Origin of the sequence: Roseburia sp. 1XD42-34 (genome assembly GCF_009917385.1) — a bacterium.
Classification (GTDB): domain Bacteria; phylum Bacillota; class Bacilli; order Bacillales; family Amphibacillaceae; genus Virgibacillus.
On sequence record NZ_QWLJ01000010.1, the window covers coordinates 19414 to 42503 of the forward strand.

The window sequence follows — 23090 nt, forward strand, 5'->3', positions numbered from 1 at the left end:
AATAAGTAAGAATTAAGAAAGGGAAAAGCAACATCCACTTGGTACGATATATATAACTTTAAGAAAAGGATGGGAACATCGTGTATATCATAAAGACACATAACGTAACAAAGTTCTTGCAAGGGAAAGAAATCGTATCAAACGTAAATTTAAACGTAAAAAAAGGCGAAATATATGGATTCCTCGGTCCGAATGGATCGGGAAAAACTACCATTATGAAAATGCTAACCAATTTAATAAAACCTACTAATGGTGCAATTGAAATTTTTGGCCAACCTTTAACCCCTACCTCATACAATATGTTAGGTCGAATCGGAAGTATGATCGAATATCCAATTTTTTATGAAAGATTTACAGCTAAGGAAAACTTAGAACTTCATTGTAATTACATGGGGTACCATAATAAGAAAGCAATAAATGAAGTATTAGAAATGGTTCACTTAACTAATATTGAAAATAAACCTGTAGAGGACTTTTCATTAGGGATGAAGCAACGTTTAGGCATTGCCAGATCCCTTATTGCAAGACCCGAGCTATTAATTCTTGATGAACCAATAAATGGTCTTGATCCTGTGGGGATTCGCGAAATTAGAAACTTGTTCCAATTACTCTGTAAGGAATATAACATTACGATGTTCATTTCTAGCCATATATTAGCTGAAATGGAACAAATAGCTGATACGATCGGAGTTATTAATAAAGGAAAATTGGTTGAAGAAGTTTCGATGGAAGAGATAAGAGAAAAAAATACAGCATATATTGAGTTGGTAACGTCGAATCCTACAAAAGCATGTTTTATTCTTGAAAATAGACTCCAATTGGATAACTTTAAAATAATTGACCAGAAAATCATTCGTATTTTTGAACAGAGTGTAACACAATCAGAGATTTCGAAAGCTATGATATTAAACGATATTGATATCGAGTCCATAAATAAAAAGATAACGTCCTTAGAAGAATATTTTATGAAGTTAATAGATACAGAAGAATCCAATCAAGTAAAGTAGAATAAAAGAGGTGTGATATATGTCTGCATTAATAAAATTAGAATTGAAAAAAGTAAAAATAGGTTGGTATGTAAAAGGAGCAATCATTGCAAATATCTTGATCCTTTCTTTTCTTTTTATCATTGGATATGTTGAAAAGTGGGAAGGAAATAGTGTTTTCATCAACTACGACGAAGCTTTTATTATTCTAGGTGCACTTGTAAGGGCAACATTTATTATTTTTGCTGCGGTCTTAATTGTAAAGCTAGTAATTGAAGAGTTTAAAAATAAAACCGTTACTGTATTGTTTACGTATCCAATCAGTCGAAAAAAATTGATGGGGGCAAAATTAATGATTGTTGGTTGCTTAACCTTTATAACGGTTATGATTTCTAACCTGTTTTTACTTGGTGCCTTTATCGCATTGAATTTTTTCTTTGACATCATTCCAGGTACTCTTCCTGTGGATAAAGTAGTTCCACAAATAATTTCGGTTATTACATTTGCTTTTGCGACTGCAGGAACAAGTTTTATTAGTTTATATTTCGGTATGAAAAAATTTTCTGTCCCAGCGACAATTATTTCGTCGATTGTGATTGTTGCTATCATTAGCTCTCATAATCCAGTTTTTTCTGTAGCATCGAATGTTTATCTTCCGTTGTTATTAGCCGTTGTTGGAATTTGCGTTGCCTTTATGGTAATTAGAAGAATGGAAAAAATAGATATCATTTGAGGAGACGGGTGAACCGTATAAACTCTCGTTTATTTTATTAGTAGTCAGCTATATACTAGAGATTGGTAAAATATTCATCTATATGAAAAAGGGTAGTAGAAACGTCGATTTGCTAAAGAAGCTGTCGTCACCCGTATGGAACGCTAAAAAGCAAATAGCGTTAGTGATACATTAAGGATGCTAACTAAAAAAGCCTTGCTGTGTATGATATGCTCCCCTTAAGGTAGACAGGATTAAAAAATAAAAACCTGTTATCACCTTAAGGGGAATTTTTTATGTCCAATCCATACAAATTTTACTCTAGCCAGTTTAAGTATGAAGTGTTAAAGGCATATAAGAATGAAGATTATACCCTAAAAGAATTATGTTCAAGATACAGAATTGCGGATGTAAATGATTGAGCTGAGAAATAGGAGAGATACGGTCTCAAAGAATTCAAGTACAAGGAAATCATTATTCTAAAGCTTTTAAACAAGTAGCTGTGGTGAAGCCGCTAAAAACAGAGTTTAAATCGATTTTCCACGCGGAGCAAGTTCTTCATCCTATGCTATCCTGTCCAAGATTGATATTTTTCTATAAAGGTTGGTGCGGGAGCATGCTGTATATTTAGGTCAATAGAGAGGACATTTTCTACTCCTAATCATCCTTTTTCTCATTTTTTGCTGATTTTGATATGTATAAAAATAGCCTAATTTATATCTTGTATCGGCAAAAATTTAAATATTAATAACAGTTGAATGTGTTAGAAGTGGCGAATTGCACTATACTAAGGACAAAAATTCTTTTGAAATCTTGCTTTCTCATCAACAAAATATAAAATAGTTTTAGAATTATCTTATAATATGACTAAGGAGGTGTAGAAAAAGCTATGGATAACTACCCAATCCAAAATATCCCTCCCGAATATTGGACTGCAATTTCAAATAACGATAGTAGCTTCGATAATCAATTTTACTACGGGGTTAAAACAACAAAGATTTTCTGTAGACCTTCATGTAAATCTAGGGTCCCTAATAAAGACAATGTATTTATATTCGAAAATGCACAAGCTGCTTTACAAATTGGATTCAGGCCATGTAAAAGGTGCAAACCAGATAATATTTTATTACCGAATGAACAATGGATTGAATTGATATGTGAGTGGATAGAAAAAAATTATCATGAAAATATTTCTTTAAATATATTGGCGGATACTTTCCATTCAAGTCCTTTTCATCTACAAAGAACTTTTAATAAAATAAAAGGAGAAAGCCCTTTGAATTATCTCCAACGAATTAGGGTAAATAATGCTGCAAAAAAATTACAAGAAACTGATCAATCAATACAATTTATATCTTCTTCCGTAGGGTTTCCAAATAACTCTTATTTCAGTACAGTTTTTAAGAAACATTACAATTTAACTCCAAATAATTACCGGAAAAAATTCAAAACCTAATATCACAGAAAAAGGAGCGAACAATCAATGGGATATAAAAATTATGTTTTACTTTTAGGTGCTGATCAATATTTGAGAGAAAGAGCTTTAGCAGGCATAAGGGAATTAACTCCATATCCAATTTGGACCGCTTCAGTAGAAGCAAAATACAAAAAAAATAGATATTTTGATTATAACTTGGAAGCTAATCCACAAGATGAAATAAGCTTATTAGAAGCGATTGAAAGACAAGAATTAAAAGGATGGTCACCTAAAGCAATAATACCTTTAAACGATTGGACGCTTAAAGTAGCACATAAGCTAAACAAAAAATTAGGTCTTACTAGCATGCCTGAAAAAGTAATAGAATTATCTAGAAATAAAGATATAATGAAAAATGCATTTTTAGAAAACGGTCTTCCGACAGCCCCGTTTAGATTAATAAATAACGAAAAAGAATTACTCCTAGCATCTGAAGAGGTAGGTTATCCAGCAATAATTAAGCCTTTTGATTTTGGGGGGAGTGGTGGTGTATATCTTGCTAACCATATCTCAGAAGCAATGGAGTGTTTAAAGAAGTCGAAGAAAGTAGTAAGTAAATACGCAAATGACTTTGGGATAGATGGTAGTAGTTTTATATTTGAGAAATACATTAAAAGTGAAGAAGAGATTTCAATAGAAGTTGTTTGTTATGACGGGGAATATAAAGTATTAGCCGTCACTGAAAAATATCTAACACCCGAGCCCAGATTTGCCGAAATAGGACACTTAGTACCAAGCCATAGGACAGAGGATGAAAATTTAAAAGAAATTGCTTGTAAAGCTTGCGATTCATTAGGAATTACAATGGGGTTAGCACACGTAGAATTAAAAATACAAAATAATAAACCATGGATTATTGAAGTAGGGGCTAGACCAGCTGGGGATGGAATAATGGACTTAATAGAAAGAGTGTTTGATATTAATCCTTACAAATTACATGCCGCATCTTATTTAAATATAAACCCTTTTGAATTTTTTTCAACATCTCTAGAACCAAATGGGACAGCAGCAATAGCTTTCTTAAAAGCAGAACCAGGAGTTATTAGTAATATTAAGCAACCTATTAACCTTCCTGAAGAAGTAGAGTCGTTATGGATCCATGCACAAATTGGTAATTTTTCAGAAGAAGGCAAATGCTGGAAAGACAGAGAAGGTGTTATCGAATTATTTTGGGACCAAACTTTTGACTACAAACCAACTCAACCTATACTTATATCAGAATATTTATCATCAGAAATATTTACGGTCAAGGAAGTTGTAAAATATCATGATTAAATATATTTGGTTATCCGGTATATATAGATTCTTTTGTGGCGCAATAATTTTAGCAATTAACTGGAATTTAGCTATCGGGGACGATAGCAACTTTATATCATTAGCTATAGCTGTTCTTTTTTCATTTATTCCAGCAATATTTGTTCCGGTATTATTTAGACAATTGTTTAATAGATATCAAGGGCCGTTTCTAACATCGGTATCATTAATTGGTGTAGTAATTAGTTGTATTTTATTGAGTAGTTTTTACACATCAAATACTCTACTAATTATGATCAATTTTCTAATATGGATTTTCTTTTTTATGATGGAAACAACTTGGGAGACATGGTTTGTTGATTTGTCAAAAAATTATTCAGAAAAAGCCGTTTCTAAATATAGTTCGATATCCATGACCGTTAATCAAGTCGCCTTGATGTCTGGTCCATTAGCTGCGCCACTTATAATTGATAATTTATCTTATGAATTATTTTTTTACTTGATGGCTTTAACATTCTTCTCCGTCTCAGTTATGTCATATTTCCAAAAGGTACCAAACAATGGGAATGAGGTTACTAATATGGAGGGTGATACTAAAAAAATAAACTTATATTTATTTTTTTCATTAGTTCTGGTATGGCCAACCCTAGGAAGCATTAACTTTATGTTACCAGTATATGTGACTATTAATCACGGTAATATGTTAAATGTTGGAATATTAGATGCATGTATTAGTATTGGTATGGCACTAATCGGTATTGTTTTCTCGACACTAAAAGTGAATGACCTACGAATAAGAACGGTACTATCAGTTACATCTATTTTAGCTGGATTTACTACATGGTGGTTCAGTGGATATTCAATAGTTGGTAACGCCATTGGTATTCTATTACTAGGATTCGGTTTCGGTGGGTTAAGAATCATGATAAGGTATGTATTGGCAAGAAATTATACCCCTCAAGATGTAGCAAAATTAGTATCGAGGGCTAACGCTCTGTCATTACCGATATTAGGGATTGTATTAGCAACTGTCATGATTTCTATAAGACATACTTGGACAGCACCTTTTATTCTATCAACAATTATGTGTATGTTTCTGACACTAGGCTTAATGTTTGAGCAGAAAAGAAAAGAGCAGAATCAATATCAGGAATCAAATTTAGCGAAATAAAAAAATGACCATATTAGGTCATTTTTTTATTGTTTTATTATAATGGTTTTATTTTCATATACAAAAACCCGGTCATCGATGTGGTATTTTATTGCGTCTAGCAGAGTCTCTGATTCAATACCTTTTCCATGTTTTTGGTACTCATTCAGGGTTAATCCTTCAGGTATATGAATCGATTTTTGTGTTAATATAGGTCCGTCAGCTAATTTTTCAGTGACATAATGCGCTGTTGATCCAAGGCGATAATATTTACATGTACCCTTGCTAAGACTACAAAATCTATGTTTTTTTCTTTTAAAAGTTTAAATGCAATGTGATCGTTTTGTTTATTATTAGCTGTTAATTTTAATTGATGAGAAGGTATCCCATATGACTATATTGACTAATTATATGAGCATTGAGTATTTAAAATGACGATATAATTTTAATCTATAATTGTTACCATTCATAATCCATCCCCTCATTTATTTAACCACATTAATTGGAAACAACAGAAAATTCTGCGTGGTTTTCAGAATATGTAGAATAAACAACAAAAATGCCAAAAAAAACCAAAGCATTAAAATTCTGACTTCCTTACTATTAAGACATGGGTAGTTATTCCAACATATCTTTTGGTGTATGTTTTTAAAGGGGGATGAAATTTGAATGAAAAATACACCTTGCTTTATGATACAAAGGATATATTTGATGAAAGAGAAAAATTTCTATTAAGAAAGCTAAAGGTCGTTTTAATGAGTGATTTAAAATTACTTGAAAGAAAAGATCTAGAAAAATATAACATGTTAATTATATTAGAATCCGACAATCTATCGAAAGGGGAAAATATTAATCAGAAAGGATTTGATAGAGCACATATTTCAATTATTAGAATAAGTCAAGTACCTAAAGCAGATGTCTTTGAGTTAATTATCAACATTATCAATACACAAATAGACTTCAATGAATTAACCCACATAAGTAATGAGAAAATAATTGAAGCATTACTTTACATTGACAATAATCTACAAAATTCTGACCTCAACTTAAAGAGTGTATCAAACTATGTATACTTAAATACTTCATATTTTTCTAGGTTCTTTAAAGGAGCCATGGGGATTGGATTTAATGACTATATAATACAGCTTAGAATATCAAAAGCTAAACAAATGCTTGCAAATGGACATTTAGTTACAGATGTATGTATGGCAATTGGTTATACTAATTTGTCTTACTTTTCCCAAATATTTAAAAAGAGGGTAGGAGTAGCCCCTTCCAAATTTAGAAAGCGTTATTATTCAATAAATAAGGAGGAAAATAATGTATAGAAATTATTATGATCTTATTGGTGTAGGATTTGGCCCAGCTGGAATTGCTTTAGAAACTGCAATTAGAGATGCAGAGGAAAATAGTGGGGAGGAGGTTTACAAAAGAGTCTTTTTAGAAAAAAACAGTGACTCTGCATGGCTACCTGAGATGTTATTACCTGGTACAGATATTCAGCATCACTTTTTAAGAGATTTTGCAACGCCTCGAAATCCAAGGAGTCAATATACATTTTCAAATTACCTATTTGAAAAAGAAAGATTGTTCACTTTTGGTTTGTTAGGTCGCCCAAGTCGTACTGAATGGTCTGATTATGTCCAATGGGTGTGTATGAAAATCGATAATAAAGCTCAATTTAACGAAGAAGTTAAGCTGGTTGAACCAATAGTTGTAGAGAATTATGTAGAAGGCCTTAAGGTACACACCATAAATAATTTAAATAATAAGAAAAATATTTACCAAACTAAAAGTCTTATCTTGAATTCCGGTAGAAAACCCTTTATACCTAGCTTGTTTAAAAATAAACAAGGCGACAAGGTTTTCCATGCAAGTAAGTTTAAAAGTTCAATACAGAATATTAGTAGTGATAATAATCTTACATTTACGGTAATTGGTTCTGGCCAGAATTCTGTAGAAATAATTCTTTATCTAGCAAATAAGTTCCCAAATTCAAAAATTAATTCGGTTATTAGACATACAGGTTTTCGACTATATGAACTAGGTCATTTCACAAATGAAGTTTTTTTCCCTGACTTTACAAATTATTTTTACTCCTTAACACAAAAGGATCGAGATAAACTCTTCGAGCAAATCAAGCATACAAACTATTCAGCAGTCGACGATGATGTCAGCGAGTCCTTATATTGGAAAATGTATGAGGATAAGATTAGAGGTGAAGAACAGATAGAATTACATCGTTGTAAAGAAATCATCGATTTATCGGGACATAAAGGTAATTACTTATTAAATATCAAAGACATATATAACAAGGAAGAAAGTTACATTCATACAGATTACATTATTCTGTGCACTGGTTTTTTTGAGGAGGAGTATCCTGAAATTCTTCAACCAATGAAAGAGCACCTTAATTATAACAAAGATAATAGCATTCAAGTTTCCAAGGATTATAAAGTAAATACTAAATCTAATGTTAGAGCAAATATTTACCTTAATGGGTTAACAGAAAGGACCCATGGAATTGGAGATGCGGCTTCTTTTACTATGATGGCTACAAAAGCACAAAGAATACTTGATTCAATAAATAAAAACACTTTGATAAAAGAAGGTGATTTATTTTGAAAGTACATTACTCGGATAAAGTCTCACAAGTATGGCCACTGTTTACTAACGTCGCTGTAGACTATGGGAAAGGTGTCCATTTATATGACCGTTTAGGTAGGGAATTTATTGATTTTACATCAGGAATTGGGGTTACTAATACTGGTCATTGTCACCCTAGAATAGTTAATGCAATCAAAGAACAATCCGAAAAGTTATTACATGGACAAACAACAATCCTATATAACTCAATGTTGGATCAACTATCGTACTCGATTCAAAAGATTTTACCAGAAGAATTGAATTGCTTCTTTTTTTCTAATAGTGGAAGTGAGGCAGTAGAAAGTGCTATCAAATTAGTACGTCATGCGACTGGAAAGCCTAATATTATTTGTTTTCAGGGAGGTTATCATGGTCGTTCTATCGGAGCTCTATCATTAACCACTGCCAAATCAGTATATCGATCGGGTTATCAACCTCTTATGCCGGGTGTATTCGTTAGCCCTTATCCTTATTTCAAACAATATCAAGAAGAAGATACAGAAAAGAGGACAAAACAATGTTTAGATGAACTGGAACATTTGCTAAACTCTCAATCTTCCCCAAGTGAAACAGCAGCTATGATCATTGAACCAGTATTAGGAGAAGGAGGGTATGTACCACCTTCCAAAGAATTTATGAAGGGGGTAAGAGAACTATGTAATAAGCATGATATACTCTTAATTTTTGATGAAATACAAACTGGATTTGGAAGAACTGGGGAATATTTTGCATTTAAACATTTTGATGTTGTACCAGACATACTTGTTATTGCAAAAGGAATAGCTTCTGGATTACCTCTAAGTGGGATAGTCGCAAATAAAAAGCTTATGGATAAATGGATTCCTGGTTCGCATGGTGGCACATACGGACCTAATCCGCTATCTATGGCTGCTGCTATTGAAACGATCAAAGTATTAGAAGAAGAAGATCTTATAAATAATTCTAAGCAGATGGGTAGTTATCTATTGTCTGGATTAGAAAAATTTAAAAATGAATATCCCGAAATAGTTGATGTACGCGGAAAAGGTCTAATGGTTGGTTGTGAATTTGTTAATGAAAATGGCAGTCCTGGGTCTTTAATAGCTGAAGAAGTCAGAAAAGAAAGTCTAGCACAAGGATTAATATTATTGATGTGTGGGCCATACAATCAAGTGATTAGATGGATACCCCCACTGACAGTAAAGAAAAGCGACATTGATAAAGCTTTAACTATTTTCGGTTCGGCTTTGAAGAATAGTTTAGGTAGAAAAAATGAACTATGATGTAATAGTTGTTGGGGGAGGAATAGTAGGAGCAAGTATTGCTTTTTATCTTACTAAAACTAAAGGGATTAATGTCTTATTATGTGAAAAAGGGAAACCGCCAGGTGATGGTGCAACTAGTATTTCTGGTGGGTTAATAAGAGTACATCATACGAATAAAGCAAATCAATATTTGTCTTTTAGAAGTTTACAAATATATAGGGAGCTTATGAAAAACAGTAAAATGGATTTTGGTTATAATCCAATCGGTTTTTCATTAATTGTTAGTCCCGAATACGTTGAAAATCTAAACAACAATGTACAGTATATGAACAAATTAAAGCTACCAACAGTAATTTATTCTCCACAAGAATATAGTTTAAGGGAAAAATTTATTAACGTGGAGAATATAGGTGCTATATCTTACGAACCACTTGGGGGATATGGTGACCCAGCAAAATCGAGTATCACTTTCTTGAATGAGGCATTAAAGCAAGGACTTCATTTAATGGAAGGAACAGAAGTCGAAAAGTTATTAATGAAGAAAGATAAAGTAGTTGGTGTGAAGACGAATTTTGCAAACATCTATTCTAAACAAGTAATAATCGCTTCAAATTTTTGGAGCAAAAAGCTTACGAAACAACTAGAATTTAACATACCCTTATATACCAAACGATTAGGTGTTGTATTTGCACATACACACAATTATAATGTTCTTTCTCATTCTTATATCGATGATACTTCTGATACGTACATGAGACCATTTCCCGACGGAAGAATTCTAATAGGAATAAAGTCTTCTGATTGTAATACGAATATTGACCATTTAAGCAAAAAAATCCATTATAACGAGGCTGAAGAAGCTCTATTTAGGGCTTCTAAAAGGTTTCCAGTTCTTAGTAAAGCAAAACTTTTAGGTGGGCGTATTGGATTTGATAGCTATACCCCTGATCAATATCCTATTATTGGACAATCGGAAATAGAAGGGTTGTATCTATCAATAGGTTTTAGTGGAGGAGGCTACAAAATTGCTCCTGCAGTTGGAGAATTTATAGCTGAAGAAATAACTGAAAATAAAAAAACTAATGAACTTAAGTATTACGGACTGGAACGATTTAAGGGTTATAATAACACCTATTTTCAAACAAGTAACATGTATAAATATATGTAATTATCAAGAAAGGAGAATTGTTATGGAGTGGAGAACTAGTCATCCGTATTATATGTATGATGAAATTGTGTTACAACCAGAATATTTAAAGAAACTCTTCCTATCCTTTAAAATTCAAAATCACGATAAAATTTTTAGTGCCTTAAAAGATAGTAATAGAATTTTTCTTGTTGGATGTGGAACTTCTTATAACGCAGCTATGTCCAGTTTTAGTATCAGTCAAATTATTTTTAAAAAAGAAAATAAGTTTAGAGCAATACCAGCTCGAGAATTAATGTCTCCGGACATTTCCCTAAACAATAAGGATGTAGTAATTGCTTTCTCTCATTCTGGTGACACAAAAGCTACGTTTGATTGTATAGAAATGGCGAATCAGAACAACTGCAAAACCATATTGGTTACTGGTAATACTGATAGTAGATGTGCAAATATATCCGATTTTGTCTTTACGTATGGGTATCAAAAAGATAAGTCTCTTGCACATACAATCACCTATACACTAAGTGTTTTCCTTATGTTACTAATTATGGGTATATTATCAAAAAGAATGGGTGGTGTTGCTATAGACGATAGAATTAATTCTATAGCTATTCAGTTACCTTCTCTTTTCGAAAATATTATTAACCGTAGAAAAGAAATTAAAAAAATAGCAGAAAGTCTAAAAAGTAAATTTTATGTTATTTGTGGCAATGAAAGCACCATCGGTGTAGCTCATGAAGCAGCATTGAAGTTTGGGGAAGTTCACTATACTCCTACAATTAGTATGGATATAGAACAAATATTCCATGGACCATTAGTAATGTGTGATAAAGATACTACAATAGTAGTAACCACTAGCAATATTAATATAGACAGTAGAATATCTGATCTATTTAAGGCAAGTAGGATTATTGGTAGTACATCAGTACTTTTTACAACCGAAAAAAGCAGTGTAAATAATTCTAATTATGTGTTTCATATGCCACATTGTCATGAACTCTTAGTTCCATTACTGTACACTTTACCAATGCAACTGATTAGTTATTATATCTCAATAAACAAAAAACTAAATCCAGATTACATCCGTAGAGATCAGTTAGCCTATAAAGAAGCGCGTGAAGCCTATGAATAAAAAACTTGTAGCAAAAACTGTTAACCCTCATGGGGTAATTGATAGGATAAAATCTCAAAATGCCGATAAAGAAGTTTTTAGAATTGGTATTAGCGCTAATTTAGGTGGGCATACAAGAGAATTGTATGCAGGGGTAGGGCTTGCAGTTCAAGAATATTTAAACGAAGAAAAGGGAGCTTATAACATTGAATTATTATGGGAAGAGAGCTCATTCGAACAAGGTTCTACAAGAAGGGCAGCAAACCTGTTAGTAAATAGAGGTGCTGAGGCTATAATTGGCCATTTGAGCGCAAATCAATCACTTGTAGCAGCTAGTATATATTCAGATATAGGCATTCCCTTTCTTGCTCCCGGCACTACACACCCTCTATTAACTGAACAAGGGTACGATAATATCCTTAGAGTCTGTGGTAGAGATGAGAATATGGCTTCTGAAATGGTCAAGTTAGCGAAAAAATTGGTCTATAATAATCAATTACAAATCGTTTATCAGCAAAATAATTATGGTGAACAGTTATCCATGTTACTTAAGAGATCAATAAAAGAAAAAGGTCTTCATGAGAAAAAACCCTTAATAATTAGTGAAAATGTGATAGCAGATATTGATAATGAAGATACCATATTATTTGCAGGCACTTATGAAGGAGCAGTGTTATTAACGGAGCAAATAAAAAAATCTAACTTTAGGGGTGCGGTTATATTTGGTGATGATATTTTTGTTGCTGACTTCCCCATTCTTATAAATGATAGCAAACAACTTTATACGGTTTCGACAAAGAAAGAACTATATAACATTAACTATGAGGAATTCTCTAAAAAATATAGCGAATTAGTCTGTATGAATCCTGCTGCTTATTCGGTTACAAGTTATCTTGCAGCAAAGATTCTACTAAAAAATATCAAAATATTGAAAAAAATGGGTTGTAAAACGCTCGTAAACAGGTTGAAAAGTGGCGTTTTAATAGGAAACAAGGAAATTTCTTTTTCACCAAATGGAGATGTTTTAGATTTTGAGTGGGATATTTACAGAATAAAAAATAGAGGATTCTTAAATGTGAATAGGAGTGATTTATAATGCCAGTTTTATTTTCATTCGGATTAACTTGTAATTTAGATACTGCAAAGAAAGATTTAGGTAATTGGAAAAAATATTCTAAAGCAGTTTTAAAAGATCATATCTATACATTTTCAGGGTTCCACCCAGACTTCCATGGAGGAACATCAACTGTAATTCATAAGGACGGTGGAGAAGTATTAGGAATTGCATTTGAAATCAATGAAAATCAAGTTAATTTCCTTACGGATAATGATTATGGTTATGAATTAAAGGAAAAAGAAATACTTATTTCAGATAAAAAAGTAAAAGCTTATATTATGGAACCTACAATTGTTGAAGAATTAAGAGAGCCTTCTTTGACTTACTACGAAAGTGTTAAAACTGCCTTAAATCAGCACTATCCAAAAGAAATTGTAGATCGTTATTTGGAGAGGGCGCTTAAAAGAACAAAGAAGCAAGGGGTGAATATCCAACGGTATAATCCTGATAGTTACAAGCATGAGTATGGTTCGTTACTGAGAAGAATATATCCTTGGGATAAAAGCCGTAAATCACCATTTGGTTCGGGATTTATAATAGTACAACCTGGAGAAACAACACAACCCCACAATCATGATGAGGAAGAAACTTTTATCATCCTTGAAGGAGAAGGTGTTATAAATGTTGATGGAGAAACACAAAAAGTATACCCAGAAGATGTTATTTACTTCGAGCCCTTCTCTGTCCATTCACTTCATAATACAGGGGATAAGGAACTAAAGTTTTTGGCAGTTTGGTGGGGAGCTGTTGGAGTTGAACAGTATCAATTGGAAAATAAAAATTGGAAACAATAAGGAGGGTGAAAAATGAATAAAATGTTTGTTACAGCAACACCACCTACACCTAATGGTGACCTTCATATCGGTCATTTAGCAGGCCCTTATCTAGGAGCAGATGTTTATTCACGTTTCAAAAAACTACAAGGTAACGACGTTTCTTATATTACTTATGGCGACGATAACCAAAGTTATGTATCTACGACTGCTAATAATAAAAAGATAGATCCAGTTGCAATGGTTGAAAACAATAACACTACTATAATGTCTACATTAAAGGCGGCTAATATTGAAGTGGATTTATATAAAACACCACTAGGTAATAACAAACATACAAATTATGTTTTAACCTTCTTTTTAGAACTATATAATAGTGGGAAATTAAAAAAGAAAACTAAGGATATTTTATACTGTCAGGATTGTAATTTATATTTGTATGAATCATTTGTTAAAGGATTGTGTCCCTATTGTAAAAATGAATCATCTGGTAACTTATGTGAAGCTTGTGGCCAAATAAATGATCCAATTGAATTAGAACACCCAACTTGTACTATTTGTGGAACAACGCCTAAAACAACTCAATATACGGGACTTTTTTTTCCGATCAACGAGTATAAAGATAAGTTAAAAAAATTTTATTCATCTAGAACTACTTGGAGAGCTCAATTGATGGAATACTGTAATTATATCGTTTCAAAAGATATTCCAGACTATCCAGTAACCTATCCTTCAAGTTGGGGAATTCCAGTTCCTATTGAAGAGTTCAAGGGACAAGTAATCAATGTGTGGTTTGAAATGTATCCAGGGACTTTAGAAAGTATGGAATCAGATAATATATATTCTGATAATTATACAACTAACAGCACCTTAATACAATTTCTCGGCTTTGATAACAGTTTCTTTAATGCTGTATTGCATATCGCTAGTGCATTTGCTATAGATAGAGATGAGTTATTACCTGAACATATTATTACTAATTATTTTTATTTGCTTGATGAAAAAAAATTTTCTACTAGCAAAGGACATGCTCTTTGGGGTAGTAAAATCTTACAAGATATTCCATCAGATAACCTAAGGTTTTATTTGTCTTTAACCAATCCTGAACATATGCAAACTAATTTCTCTTTAGACGATTTTTTTGAAGCTAACAAGAAAATGACTAGTAAATGGGAAGAAGCAGTAAATAGATATGTTGATATAGTTAATCAAGATTTTAAGGGAACAATACCAAAAACTGATTCGATACACTACCAAGCTACCAGCCTGATACAGAGAACAAAAAATAATTTAGAAAGATATTATGATTTACAACAATTTAGTTTACGAAAAGCCGCTCATGAATTAGAAGATTATATGGATTCTATAAAAGACTATTTGGATAGGATAGTTATACCTTTGAAAGATAAAGATATTCATATGTATAAACGACATGTAGCTAACTTTAGTTATATACTAAGTTCTCTGGCTATCTTCTCTTTCCCCATAATGCCGAATTTCTCGAGAAAATTATATAGAAACTTAGGGGCAAAAGATTCCGATTTAAAATGGGAAAACCTATATAATATCGATACATTTACCGAAGTTGGAAATGAAAAGCAATTTTTTTTCTCCGTCATATCTAGGAGAAAATCATGAAAAAGATAAAAGTTCTCAAATTTGGTGGGAATTCTTTGCGAACAATTTCAGACCGCAAAAATATTGTTAAGACTATTAGTAAGGAAAGAGATAATGGGTTTAATTTAATTATAGTTGTATCTGCAATAGGAAGATTGGGGGATCCTTATGCAACTGATACACTATTAAGACACATTAAACATAATGTATTATCCCCAAGAGAAACAGCGCAAATTACTTCTTGCGGTGAAATTATTTCGAGTATTGTATTGAGTTCACACTTAAATTCCTTAGGTATAAAGGCATCTGCTTTGACAGGGGCAAGAGCTGGAATAAAAACATCTAATGATTATTTAAATGCAAGGATAATATCTATAGATAAAAAAAATATAGATAACCTAATTAATGAAGGTGACATTCCAATAGTGGCTGGATTCCAAGGGGAAAATAGCTATGGTGAAACAACCCTACTTAGTAGGGGAGGAAGCGATGTAACTGGAGCAGCCATATCCCAAACTTTCGATGCTTGCCAGTTGGATATTTATACAGATGTACCTGGAATCATGACTACAGACCCTAAAATAACAAAATCTGCTAAAACATTAAAATACCTAAATTATGATCAAGCCTTAAAGATTGCTACTAGTGGTGGTAAAGTAATTCACCCAGAAGCAATTAGATGGGCTAAAGAAAATAATATAGTGATTAAAATTAAATCTTTATATAATACACAAGAAACTACTATTACTGAAAATTCAAATTATGATCAAACGCGAGGTAGTATCATTTGCCTTACAACAAATTCGATGGATGACAAAAAAGGAAAAATAACGATTATAGGCGATAGATTAAATAAGAATCGAGATATTCATAGTTATATTTTATACGACGACCTGAATATTCAATCATTTTCTTTTTTGCATGATAAAATCGAGTTAATATTACCAAAACATAACGTCAACAATTGGATAAAAGTGTTTCATGAAAATTTTATGGAATGATTTATAAAAAATTAATAAACAACTCATGCCTATTGGTATGGAGTTGTTTATTAATTAATATGTTATAAAACAATTCCAATATAGTTTTATCAGTATATGAGCCTCCACAAGAAAAAGGTCGCATACGATTCATATCCTTTCCAAGATGAGGCAATTTTTTTAATTTCATTAATTGATGGTTTTTTATCTAAACCACCAACTAATTTTATAGCATTATGTAGACCCACATCGTTTATAGGAAAGGCATCAAGATATCTTACACACCTTAATAAGACATAGTTTGCGGTCCATGGACCAATTCCTTTTATTTCAGTTAGAGTATTAACAGCTTCATCAATATTAGATAGTTGCAATAATTTCTCTTTTGATACTTTTTGGTTATCAATAGCACATGCAATTTCTTTAATGTATTCACATTTTCTTCTTGACATTCCTAATTTAAATAATTCATCAATGCTTTCAGAAGCTATTACGCTTGCGGTAGGAAACAACCAATAATCCTCATTATCATAATTAATTTTTTTGCCATATTTTTTAATAAATCTATCTTTTAACGTAGAGGCAAAAGTTAAATTTATCTGCTGACCTAAAATAGCCCATACAAAGGCCTCGAAAATGTCAGGTATTCCTATATTTCTTAAACCATAAAATTTTGATAATGGGAGCTGAAGGTACTTGTCATTTTTAGCAATGTCGTAGAAAGTGGTTAGATTTGTATCTAAATCAAGCCAGTCTCTAACGTACAATATAATCTTATTTTCCGTTATTTCGTTGAACTTTTGATTAAAGTCCTCAATGTGAATAATTAGTTCATTAGAATATTCATAAACCTTTAAAAAAAATGGATTTTCATCTATGACAATAAATCGTTTTACACTTTTATGATCAGTATGAAATAATCCATCTTCTGTACTTTTTAAATAGTCCAGGTTCATATTAAAAGAAAAATCCTTGGGGTAAGATATGCTCTTTTTTATTAACATTATGAAAACTCCTTTTGAACATATTAATTATAAAGTTAGCACAAATACACGTACCATAATGTTGTTATCTTGCTTTCATATTCTTATTTACTTGTAAAAATAAAAGGCTCTATACTAAATGTGGTGGTACTCCTTATTGCGCCAATATGCAGAAAGATGTAAAAAAATGCACTCATTCCCCCTCTTTTGATCATCTTGAGTTGCAGAGACAAAAGCTAAAGGAGAGGGGAAGAGTGCAATATCATCTTCTCATAGATTTATTGGGGATAAAAGTTAAACGAGCAGAAGTATGGGAGGTAAAAGAAGAATCCACGAAATTATTGGTAGAGCTTTATACAAGATTAAAAAGCAAACATGTCCATCCTGTAAGGCGAAAACAAAGTGAGTGCATAGCTACCGAAAGCAGTTGGAGACCTATAGTTCACACGTGGGCTACAAATAAGCAGTTGGAGGTGAATCAATACCCCAACTAATGGAAGATTCATTTTATTATGGTGGCAATACAATGGTTCATTACCAAGATATCTTAGGTAGAAATTTAAATTTCTACAAAAAATCTTACATTTAACTATAAACAATAGAAAATACATACCGATATAAATAATGCATCACCAAAAAAGATAGTTTATCTAACTTTAGAAGAAGCGTTGGACAAGAATTATCCTTATGGATGAGCGAGGATTCAAGGCAAAATGGAAGTACAAAAAATCTCTGGAACAAAAGAACAAACCTAACACTAAAAGCACAATTCCAGAAGGTTTTAACATGATGCCCGAATAAATTCATTTCGATAATAACTCCTATTATCAGGAGATTATTATAAATAAAAACTAGCATTTCACAAGGATGGGTCTTGCTAGTAAAAACAAACACATGGAGGTAGAAAAGGTATGATTATTAATCACAACATTGCAGCGTTAAACACACATCGTCAACTTTCTAACAACAACAACGCTGTGCAAAGCTCACTGGAGAAGCTTTCTTCAGGTCTGAAAATTAACAAAGCAGGAGATGACGCAGCAGGTCTAGCAATCTCTGAAAAAATGCGTGGTCAAATCCGCGGGTTGGAAATGGCTCAAAAGAACGCCCAAGACGGTATTTCTTTAATCCAAACAGCTGAAGGTGCGATGAATGAAACGCACGCAATCCTTCAACGTATGCGTGAATTGGCAAACCAATCTTCTAACGACACAAATACGGATCAAGACCGTGCTGAGCTACAAAAAGAAGTCGATCAATTAGCGAATGCATTAAATGATATTTCTGAAGACACAGAATTTAACACGAAAAAATTACTTGATGGAACGTTAAAAGATGCAACATTCCATGTTGGAGCAAATGAAGGCCAAAATTTAAAAGTTTCCATTAGTAATATGAGTGGAAATGAACTAAAGGTAGCTACAACACATACTGCTGAAGCAGATGGAGCCATTGCTGGTTATACTTATAAGGAAGCTGCTACATATACTGCTTCCACAGATAAGACGGACCCAGCTAATCCAGATCATGAAATTTCAGATGGAACTACTACTGCAACATGGCAACCGGCTGATCCTGACCCAGCTGGAGACGGCTCACAGCCTGCGACCCCTGCTGGTTACTATAATGGTTCTGACTTAGTTTTAGAAGCTGAAAATCCATTAAACGATGGTGGAAAAGTAACCATAGAAGCTGGTTATTACGATGATGCTACTGGTAAACTTGCTATAGCAGGAGAAAAACTAGCTGAAGGTGATACTATAACTACAGGAATTAAGATTTCGGACCAAAAGAGTGCTGATGCTGCAATTACTACTATTCAAAGTGCTATTGATAGAGTATCTGCAGAGCGTTCTAAAATCGGTGCGGTACAAAACCGTTTGCAACACACGATTAACAACCTTGGTACTTCTGCAGAAAACTTAACAGCTGCTGAATCTCGTATTCGCGATGTTGATATGGCTAAAGAAATGATGGCATTTACGAAAAACAACATCCTTACTCAAGCAGCTCAATCGATGCTTGCGCAAGCTAACCAACAACCACAAGGAGTACTTCAATTACTTCGTTAATAAGTAATTGAAGAATATATGGTATAGATCGAAGCCTGCTCGTTATGAGTGGGCTTTATCTATTTAGGGCAAGCAAAACAAACGTTCCTTTATAAATAAATTTATGTTCCAAGGTAAAAAGTAGTAGGAATACAGGCTTTTTAACATTTTCTGATTTTGATGTACATTTAACTTTATTGTCATTATAATGGAGAAGATGATGCAGGCTAATAAGATATAATCAAATAATGCTTACATCGAAAAGTTTTATTGAAAAAGTACGTAAATACAACATTTTTCATATCCTCCCCTTCTTTTCTTCGATGCGTGACTTAAAACTACAATCTATTAGCGTCCCCATCTAAAAAACCTGCTATCCATCTTAGAATAGCTGCCGCAAAAATGTTAACATAATCTTAAATATGGAAAAGGAGTGAAGAAATGGCTAGTTTTTATGGAAAGCTGTCTGCAGAGGTCTATAATCTCGATAAGTATATCGGTAAATCTTATGGTGATGTAGAGTATTACTACGATCGGTTAAAGAACGAAAAAGGGAAAATTTTAGAACCGGCTGTTGGGAATGGGCGCGTCTTGATTCCATTATTAGAACAAGGATTGGATGTAGATGGATTTGATCTTTCAGATGATATGCTAGATTTATGTAAGAAAAATAGTGACCAAGCAGGTTTTAAACCGAATATATATAAATGGAACATGGCAAATTTCTCGTTGACTCAAAAATACGCAGCTATTATTGTGCCAACTGGTTCCTTTTTACTCTTGCATAAGCGGGAAGAGTCTGTAGCTGCACTCCAATGCTTTTTTGATCACCTAGAGACTGGTGGGAAATTGATTGTAGACATTTTTCTACCAGATACGTTTAAAGAAGGATATGTATCAAAACGAACCATGCATAATTCAGAAGGTGACATGATTACGTTGGAAGAAACGTTAGTAAAAGTGGAACCAATTCAACAGTTCTCTATTTTTCATAACAAATACGAAAAATGGAGCGAAGGTAAACTGATAGATTCAGAGCTCGAGATATTTCCGCTAAAATGGTATGGAGTTGAAGAATTTCGTTTAACTTTAGAAAAAATCGGTTTTAAGAACATCATTGTTTCTTCCGATTATAAGTATAATCAATATCCTACTAAAGCAGATGATATTATTACGTTTGAAGCGATTCGACCGTAAAAGAGTTAGATAGTTAGTAATTATAAACACAATTGGAGATCCAAACCTTTGCAGGAGGAAAAAAGCATATGCTTTTTTGAATAAAAAATGGGTTGTTCTGTAATCTTTAAAGTTATTTTCGAACAAAAAACTAAATTAATTTAATAATGTTCGTGTTTAGTTGACATTTATGTTGGGAAATCGTATGATTATCCTGTGTTAATTAAATACACGCGTATAATTTGGGGATAAGGCTCAAAGTTTCTACCAGACTGCCGTAAATAGTCTGACTACGCAAGAGATACTGATTGCAGGATGATCAAATGATTGGTTTTTTTGGGATATCCTTATGAATCAACAAGCTCTTGGGTGCAGACCTGAGAGCTTTTTTCGTTCTTGCGTCTTTTTTCGCTGAAATTCACCAAAAAGTAGCTCATAGCACAAAAGAAACCTTGTGAAAACTGTATCCAACTATGTGCTAAAAAAAGTATCGCTTTGAAAAAACAATTGTCAGCCCATCTAGATGGATGGCGATAAAAGCTTGCAAATTGAGAGGAGAAACATCATGAAAAAGTATTTTCGTTTTGACGAACTTGGGACAAATTATCGGACCGAGTTTATGGCGGGGTTAACGACCTTTTTAGCAATGGCTTATATTTTATTTGTTAATCCGTCTACATTAGCGCTAGTAGGTATTGAGGACCTTCCTAGTGGCGTTACGCGTATGGATCAGGACGCTGTATTTGCAGCTACAGCAATTGCTGCAGCAGTCGGTTCTCTATTTATGGGACTCATCGCAAAATATCCGATTGCATTAGCTCCGGGAATGGGGTTAAATGCATTCTTTGCTTATACGGTAGTATTAGGATATGGCATACCTTGGGAAACAGCGCTTAGTGGTGTACTAGCTTCTGGACTTATCTTTGTTGTTCTAACACTAACCGGGCTGCGTGAAAAAATTATTAATGCGATTCCGGCCAATTTAAAAATGGCGGTAGGTGCAGGGATTGGCTTTTTCATTGCCTTCATTGGTTTCCAAAACTCTGGTATTATTGTTGCAAATGAAGCAACATTACTTGGATTAGGGGATCTTACATCGCCGACAGTGCTTTTGGCTATTTTTGGCTTAGTGGTATCGATTATTTTAATGACGATTGGAATTCGTGGTGGCATTTTTTACGGAATGATTATTACAGCTATTGCTGGTATGGTGACCGGATTAATCACACCGCCATCTGGCTTAGACGGAGTTGTAAGCAGTGTTCCTAGCTTGGCACCTACATTTGGACAGGCGTTTGTAAACTTTGGGGATATTTTTACACTACAAATGCTGGTCGTCATTTTGACCTTTTTATTTGTTGATTTCTTTGATACGGCAGGTACATTAGTAGCCGTTGCTAATCAAGCAGGGCTAATGAAGGATAATAAGCTGCCACGTGCTGGAAAAGCATTGTTTGCTGATTCTGCAGCTACCGTTGCAGGTGCTACACTAGGTACATCAACGACAACGGCTTATGTGGAATCAACTGCTGGGGTTGGAGCTGGTGGGCGTACTGGTTTTACAGCTGTTGTTACAGCGATGTTTTTCTTACTTGCATTATTCTTTTCCCCTTTATTGAGTGTTGTCACACCGGAAGTAACTGCCCCAGCATTAATCATTGTTGGTGTATTAATGTCTTCAGCTTTAAAAAATATTGAATGGGATCAATTCGAAATAGCTGTTCCAGCATTTCTAATTGTCATTGCTATGCCATTAACATACAGCATTGCAACAGGAATTGCGATTGGATTTATTTTCTATCCCATTACGATGGTGCTAAAAGGGCGAGACAAAGAAATTCACCCGGTGATGTATTTCTTATTTGTTATTTTCATTTTGTATTTTGTCTTTTTAAGCTAAAAATTTGGACGAATAAAATGACCTTTTCCAGGAGCTTCTCGGGAAAGGTCTTTGTTTAAAGATAAGAAAGTATAAATTTAGGCGCTTGGAGATAGCGAAATAACCGAAGCCATGTCCGGCGCATGAGCCCAGCAACTAGCCGACTTTAGAAACGTGCCCTACGATAAGTCCTCATCGGTTCGCCTCTAAGAGGCAGAGCGAATAAAATCGGGCTTGTCGCCAGGCGTCGGCATACCCTCGTTTTTAGTGGCATGATTCCTTTATCTTTCGTTGATTCGTTCCATTCGATTTCGTCGCTAAACGGGCGCCCCGCGCTTTGGTTCTGACTAGACGAAGTAAACTATGTAACTGCTTATCTGCATGTAATTGATGGTGAAATTTACCTTTCCACCTTGCGAAGGAGGGAGAAACATTCCACCTGTAAGTCAACTGCTTGATTGTAAAATAATCATCCTAACTGTACCAATCATAACCATTAAAAATCTATAAAGTAAATTTTCCATCATTGAGGGTTTTCTTTCATCTTTTACTGATGGTTAGGTGAACAAATCGGACATTTAGGTGCTGTTATCTCGCATTTTCACTTGTTGCTGTACAGATTCCAACTCCTGAAGTGGGAGTCTTACAACACCTTATATACGAGATAAAATAAGAAAAACAGATAATCAAATCCCCCCATATGCAGTAAGGGTTCGTTTAATATTTATATATACTGTATCTGTTGGAAACGTATTATTGTAAAGGTTAACTTTAGCAGAGGCCTCGT

General features: G+C 33.4%; 19 protein-coding genes, 1 pseudogene and 1 riboswitch. Of the genes and pseudogenes, 18 read left to right on the plus strand and 2 right to left on the minus strand.

Going from position 1 to position 23090, the window contains the following annotated elements; translation table 11 throughout:
• The first annotated feature begins 80 nt into the window (after positions 1 to 80).
• The 5 genes from D1839_RS07550 (at position 81) to D1839_RS07570 (ending at position 5600) form a co-directional block, all read left to right on the plus strand.
• A complete protein-coding gene (locus D1839_RS07550) occupies positions 81 to 1007 on the plus strand; it encodes an ABC transporter ATP-binding protein (RefSeq protein WP_330585456.1) in 927 nt (308 codons plus the stop codon).
• Positions 1008 to 1026: 19 nt separating this feature from the next.
• Positions 1027 to 1719, plus strand: a complete 693-nt coding sequence (locus D1839_RS07555) for an ABC transporter permease (RefSeq protein WP_120379301.1) — start codon at positions 1027 to 1029, stop codon at positions 1717 to 1719.
• An 868-nt stretch (positions 1720 to 2587) separates the two neighbouring features.
• Positions 2588 to 3154 (plus strand): bifunctional transcriptional activator/DNA repair enzyme AdaA, encoded by a 567-nt coding sequence (locus D1839_RS07560; protein ID WP_120379303.1) that lies wholly within the window; start codon positions 2588 to 2590, stop codon positions 3152 to 3154.
• 27 nt (positions 3155 to 3181) lie between these two features.
• The gene (locus D1839_RS07565) at positions 3182 to 4450 is read left to right on the plus strand and encodes an ATP-grasp domain-containing protein (protein WP_120379304.1); all 1269 of its coding nucleotides are present in this window, start codon (positions 3182 to 3184) and stop codon (positions 4448 to 4450) included.
• The gene (locus D1839_RS07570; RefSeq protein WP_120379305.1) at positions 4443 to 5600 is read left to right on the plus strand and encodes an MFS transporter; all 1158 of its coding nucleotides are present in this window, start codon (positions 4443 to 4445) and stop codon (positions 5598 to 5600) included. The genes D1839_RS07565 and D1839_RS07570 overlap by 8 nt, the downstream gene beginning before the upstream one ends.
• A 26-nt stretch (positions 5601 to 5626) precedes the next feature.
• Here the strand turns inward: D1839_RS07570 and D1839_RS21310 are convergent.
• Positions 5627 to 5827 (minus strand): annotated as a pseudogene (locus tag D1839_RS21310) (hypothetical protein); the annotation flags it as partial.
• A 417-nt stretch (positions 5828 to 6244) separates the two neighbouring features.
• Between D1839_RS21310 and D1839_RS07580 the strand changes: the two are divergent.
• The 9 genes from D1839_RS07580 to D1839_RS07620 are packed head-to-tail and all read left to right on the plus strand — an operon-like array spanning position 6245 to position 16235.
• Positions 6245 to 6907 carry a helix-turn-helix transcriptional regulator gene (locus D1839_RS07580; RefSeq protein ID WP_120379306.1) on the plus strand — a complete coding sequence of 221 codons (663 nt, stop codon included), beginning with the start codon at positions 6245 to 6247 and terminating at the stop codon, positions 6905 to 6907.
• Positions 6900 to 8204, plus strand: coding sequence for a SidA/IucD/PvdA family monooxygenase (locus D1839_RS07585; protein ID WP_120379307.1), 1305 nt, complete (start codon positions 6900 to 6902; stop codon positions 8202 to 8204). The genes D1839_RS07580 and D1839_RS07585 overlap by 8 nt, the downstream gene beginning before the upstream one ends.
• On the plus strand, positions 8201 to 9487 hold the full coding sequence (locus D1839_RS07590; RefSeq protein ID WP_120379308.1) for an aminotransferase class III-fold pyridoxal phosphate-dependent enzyme: 1287 nt from the start codon (positions 8201 to 8203) through the stop codon (positions 9485 to 9487). Before D1839_RS07585 ends, D1839_RS07590 begins: the two co-directional genes overlap by 4 nt.
• Complete coding sequence (locus tag D1839_RS07595; protein WP_120379309.1) at positions 9477 to 10637, plus strand: NAD(P)/FAD-dependent oxidoreductase; 1161 nt, start codon at positions 9477 to 9479, stop codon at positions 10635 to 10637. The genes D1839_RS07590 and D1839_RS07595 overlap by 11 nt, the downstream gene beginning before the upstream one ends.
• 22 nt (positions 10638 to 10659) lie before the next feature.
• Positions 10660 to 11748 carry an SIS domain-containing protein gene (locus tag D1839_RS07600; protein WP_158589619.1) on the plus strand — a complete coding sequence of 363 codons (1089 nt, stop codon included), beginning with the start codon at positions 10660 to 10662 and terminating at the stop codon, positions 11746 to 11748.
• Positions 11741 to 12823 carry an ABC transporter substrate-binding protein gene (locus D1839_RS07605; RefSeq protein WP_120379311.1) on the plus strand — a complete coding sequence of 361 codons (1083 nt, stop codon included), beginning with the start codon at positions 11741 to 11743 and terminating at the stop codon, positions 12821 to 12823. Before D1839_RS07600 ends, D1839_RS07605 begins: the two co-directional genes overlap by 8 nt.
• Complete coding sequence (locus tag D1839_RS07610; RefSeq protein ID WP_120379312.1) at positions 12823 to 13638, plus strand: cupin domain-containing protein; 816 nt, start codon at positions 12823 to 12825, stop codon at positions 13636 to 13638. The genes D1839_RS07605 and D1839_RS07610 overlap by 1 nt, the downstream gene beginning before the upstream one ends.
• 12 nt (positions 13639 to 13650) lie before the next feature.
• On the plus strand, positions 13651 to 15255 hold the full coding sequence (locus D1839_RS07615; RefSeq protein WP_120379313.1) for a class I tRNA ligase family protein: 1605 nt from the start codon (positions 13651 to 13653) through the stop codon (positions 15253 to 15255).
• Positions 15252 to 16235 carry an amino acid kinase family protein gene (locus D1839_RS07620; protein ID WP_120379314.1) on the plus strand — a complete coding sequence of 328 codons (984 nt, stop codon included), beginning with the start codon at positions 15252 to 15254 and terminating at the stop codon, positions 16233 to 16235. Before D1839_RS07615 ends, D1839_RS07620 begins: the two co-directional genes overlap by 4 nt.
• 89 nt (positions 16236 to 16324) lie before the next feature.
• Here the strand turns inward: D1839_RS07620 and D1839_RS07625 are convergent, their stop codons facing one another.
• A complete protein-coding gene (locus tag D1839_RS07625; protein WP_120379315.1) occupies positions 16325 to 17218 on the minus strand; it encodes a DNA-3-methyladenine glycosylase family protein in 894 nt (297 codons plus the stop codon).
• A gap of 233 nt (positions 17219 to 17451) precedes the next feature.
• On the opposite strand from D1839_RS07625, the gene D1839_RS07630 reads away from it, so the two are divergent.
• From D1839_RS07630 to D1839_RS07645, 4 genes are all read left to right on the plus strand, one after another.
• Entirely contained in the window at positions 17452 to 17691 is a 240-nt protein-coding gene (locus D1839_RS07630) for a hypothetical protein (protein ID WP_120379316.1), read from the plus strand.
• A gap of 417 nt (positions 17692 to 18108) precedes the next feature.
• Positions 18109 to 19269, plus strand: a complete 1161-nt coding sequence (locus D1839_RS07635) for a flagellin N-terminal helical domain-containing protein (RefSeq protein WP_120379317.1) — start codon at positions 18109 to 18111, stop codon at positions 19267 to 19269.
• Positions 19270 to 19689: 420 nt separating this feature from the next.
• Positions 19690 to 20445, plus strand: coding sequence for a class I SAM-dependent methyltransferase (locus D1839_RS07640; RefSeq protein WP_120379318.1), 756 nt, complete (start codon positions 19690 to 19692; stop codon positions 20443 to 20445).
• Between the two features lie 192 nt (positions 20446 to 20637).
• A riboswitch (purine riboswitch) is annotated at positions 20638 to 20737 on the plus strand.
• Between the two features lie 252 nt (positions 20738 to 20989).
• On the plus strand, positions 20990 to 22324 hold the full coding sequence (locus D1839_RS07645; RefSeq protein ID WP_120379319.1) for an NCS2 family permease: 1335 nt from the start codon (positions 20990 to 20992) through the stop codon (positions 22322 to 22324).
• Positions 22325 to 23090: the final 766 nt, after the last annotated feature.

Coding starts and splice junctions, on each gene's coding strand:
- D1839_RS07555 (WP_120379301.1), top strand. CDS start 1,027: ATGTCTGCATTAATAAAATTAGAATTGAAAAAAGTAAAAATAGGTTGG.
- D1839_RS07560 (WP_120379303.1), top strand. CDS start 2,588: ATGGATAACTACCCAATCCAAAATATCCCTCCCGAATATTGGACTGCA.
- D1839_RS07565 (WP_120379304.1), top strand. CDS start 3,182: ATGGGATATAAAAATTATGTTTTACTTTTAGGTGCTGATCAATATTTG.
- D1839_RS07570 (WP_120379305.1), top strand. CDS start 4,443: ATGATTAAATATATTTGGTTATCCGGTATATATAGATTCTTTTGTGGC.
- D1839_RS07585 (WP_120379307.1), top strand. CDS start 6,900: ATGTATAGAAATTATTATGATCTTATTGGTGTAGGATTTGGCCCAGCT.
- D1839_RS07595 (WP_120379309.1), top strand. CDS start 9,477: ATGAACTATGATGTAATAGTTGTTGGGGGAGGAATAGTAGGAGCAAGT.
- D1839_RS07600 (WP_158589619.1), top strand. CDS start 10,660: ATGGAGTGGAGAACTAGTCATCCGTATTATATGTATGATGAAATTGTG.
- D1839_RS07605 (WP_120379311.1), top strand. CDS start 11,741: ATGAATAAAAAACTTGTAGCAAAAACTGTTAACCCTCATGGGGTAATT.
- D1839_RS07610 (WP_120379312.1), top strand. CDS start 12,823: ATGCCAGTTTTATTTTCATTCGGATTAACTTGTAATTTAGATACTGCA.
- D1839_RS07615 (WP_120379313.1), top strand. CDS start 13,651: ATGAATAAAATGTTTGTTACAGCAACACCACCTACACCTAATGGTGAC.
- D1839_RS07620 (WP_120379314.1), top strand. CDS start 15,252: ATGAAAAAGATAAAAGTTCTCAAATTTGGTGGGAATTCTTTGCGAACA.
- D1839_RS07625 (WP_120379315.1), bottom strand. CDS start 17,218: ATGTTAATAAAAAAGAGCATATCTTACCCCAAGGATTTTTCTTTTAAT.
- D1839_RS07635 (WP_120379317.1), top strand. CDS start 18,109: ATGATTATTAATCACAACATTGCAGCGTTAAACACACATCGTCAACTT.
- D1839_RS07640 (WP_120379318.1), top strand. CDS start 19,690: ATGGCTAGTTTTTATGGAAAGCTGTCTGCAGAGGTCTATAATCTCGAT.
- D1839_RS07645 (WP_120379319.1), top strand. CDS start 20,990: ATGAAAAAGTATTTTCGTTTTGACGAACTTGGGACAAATTATCGGACC.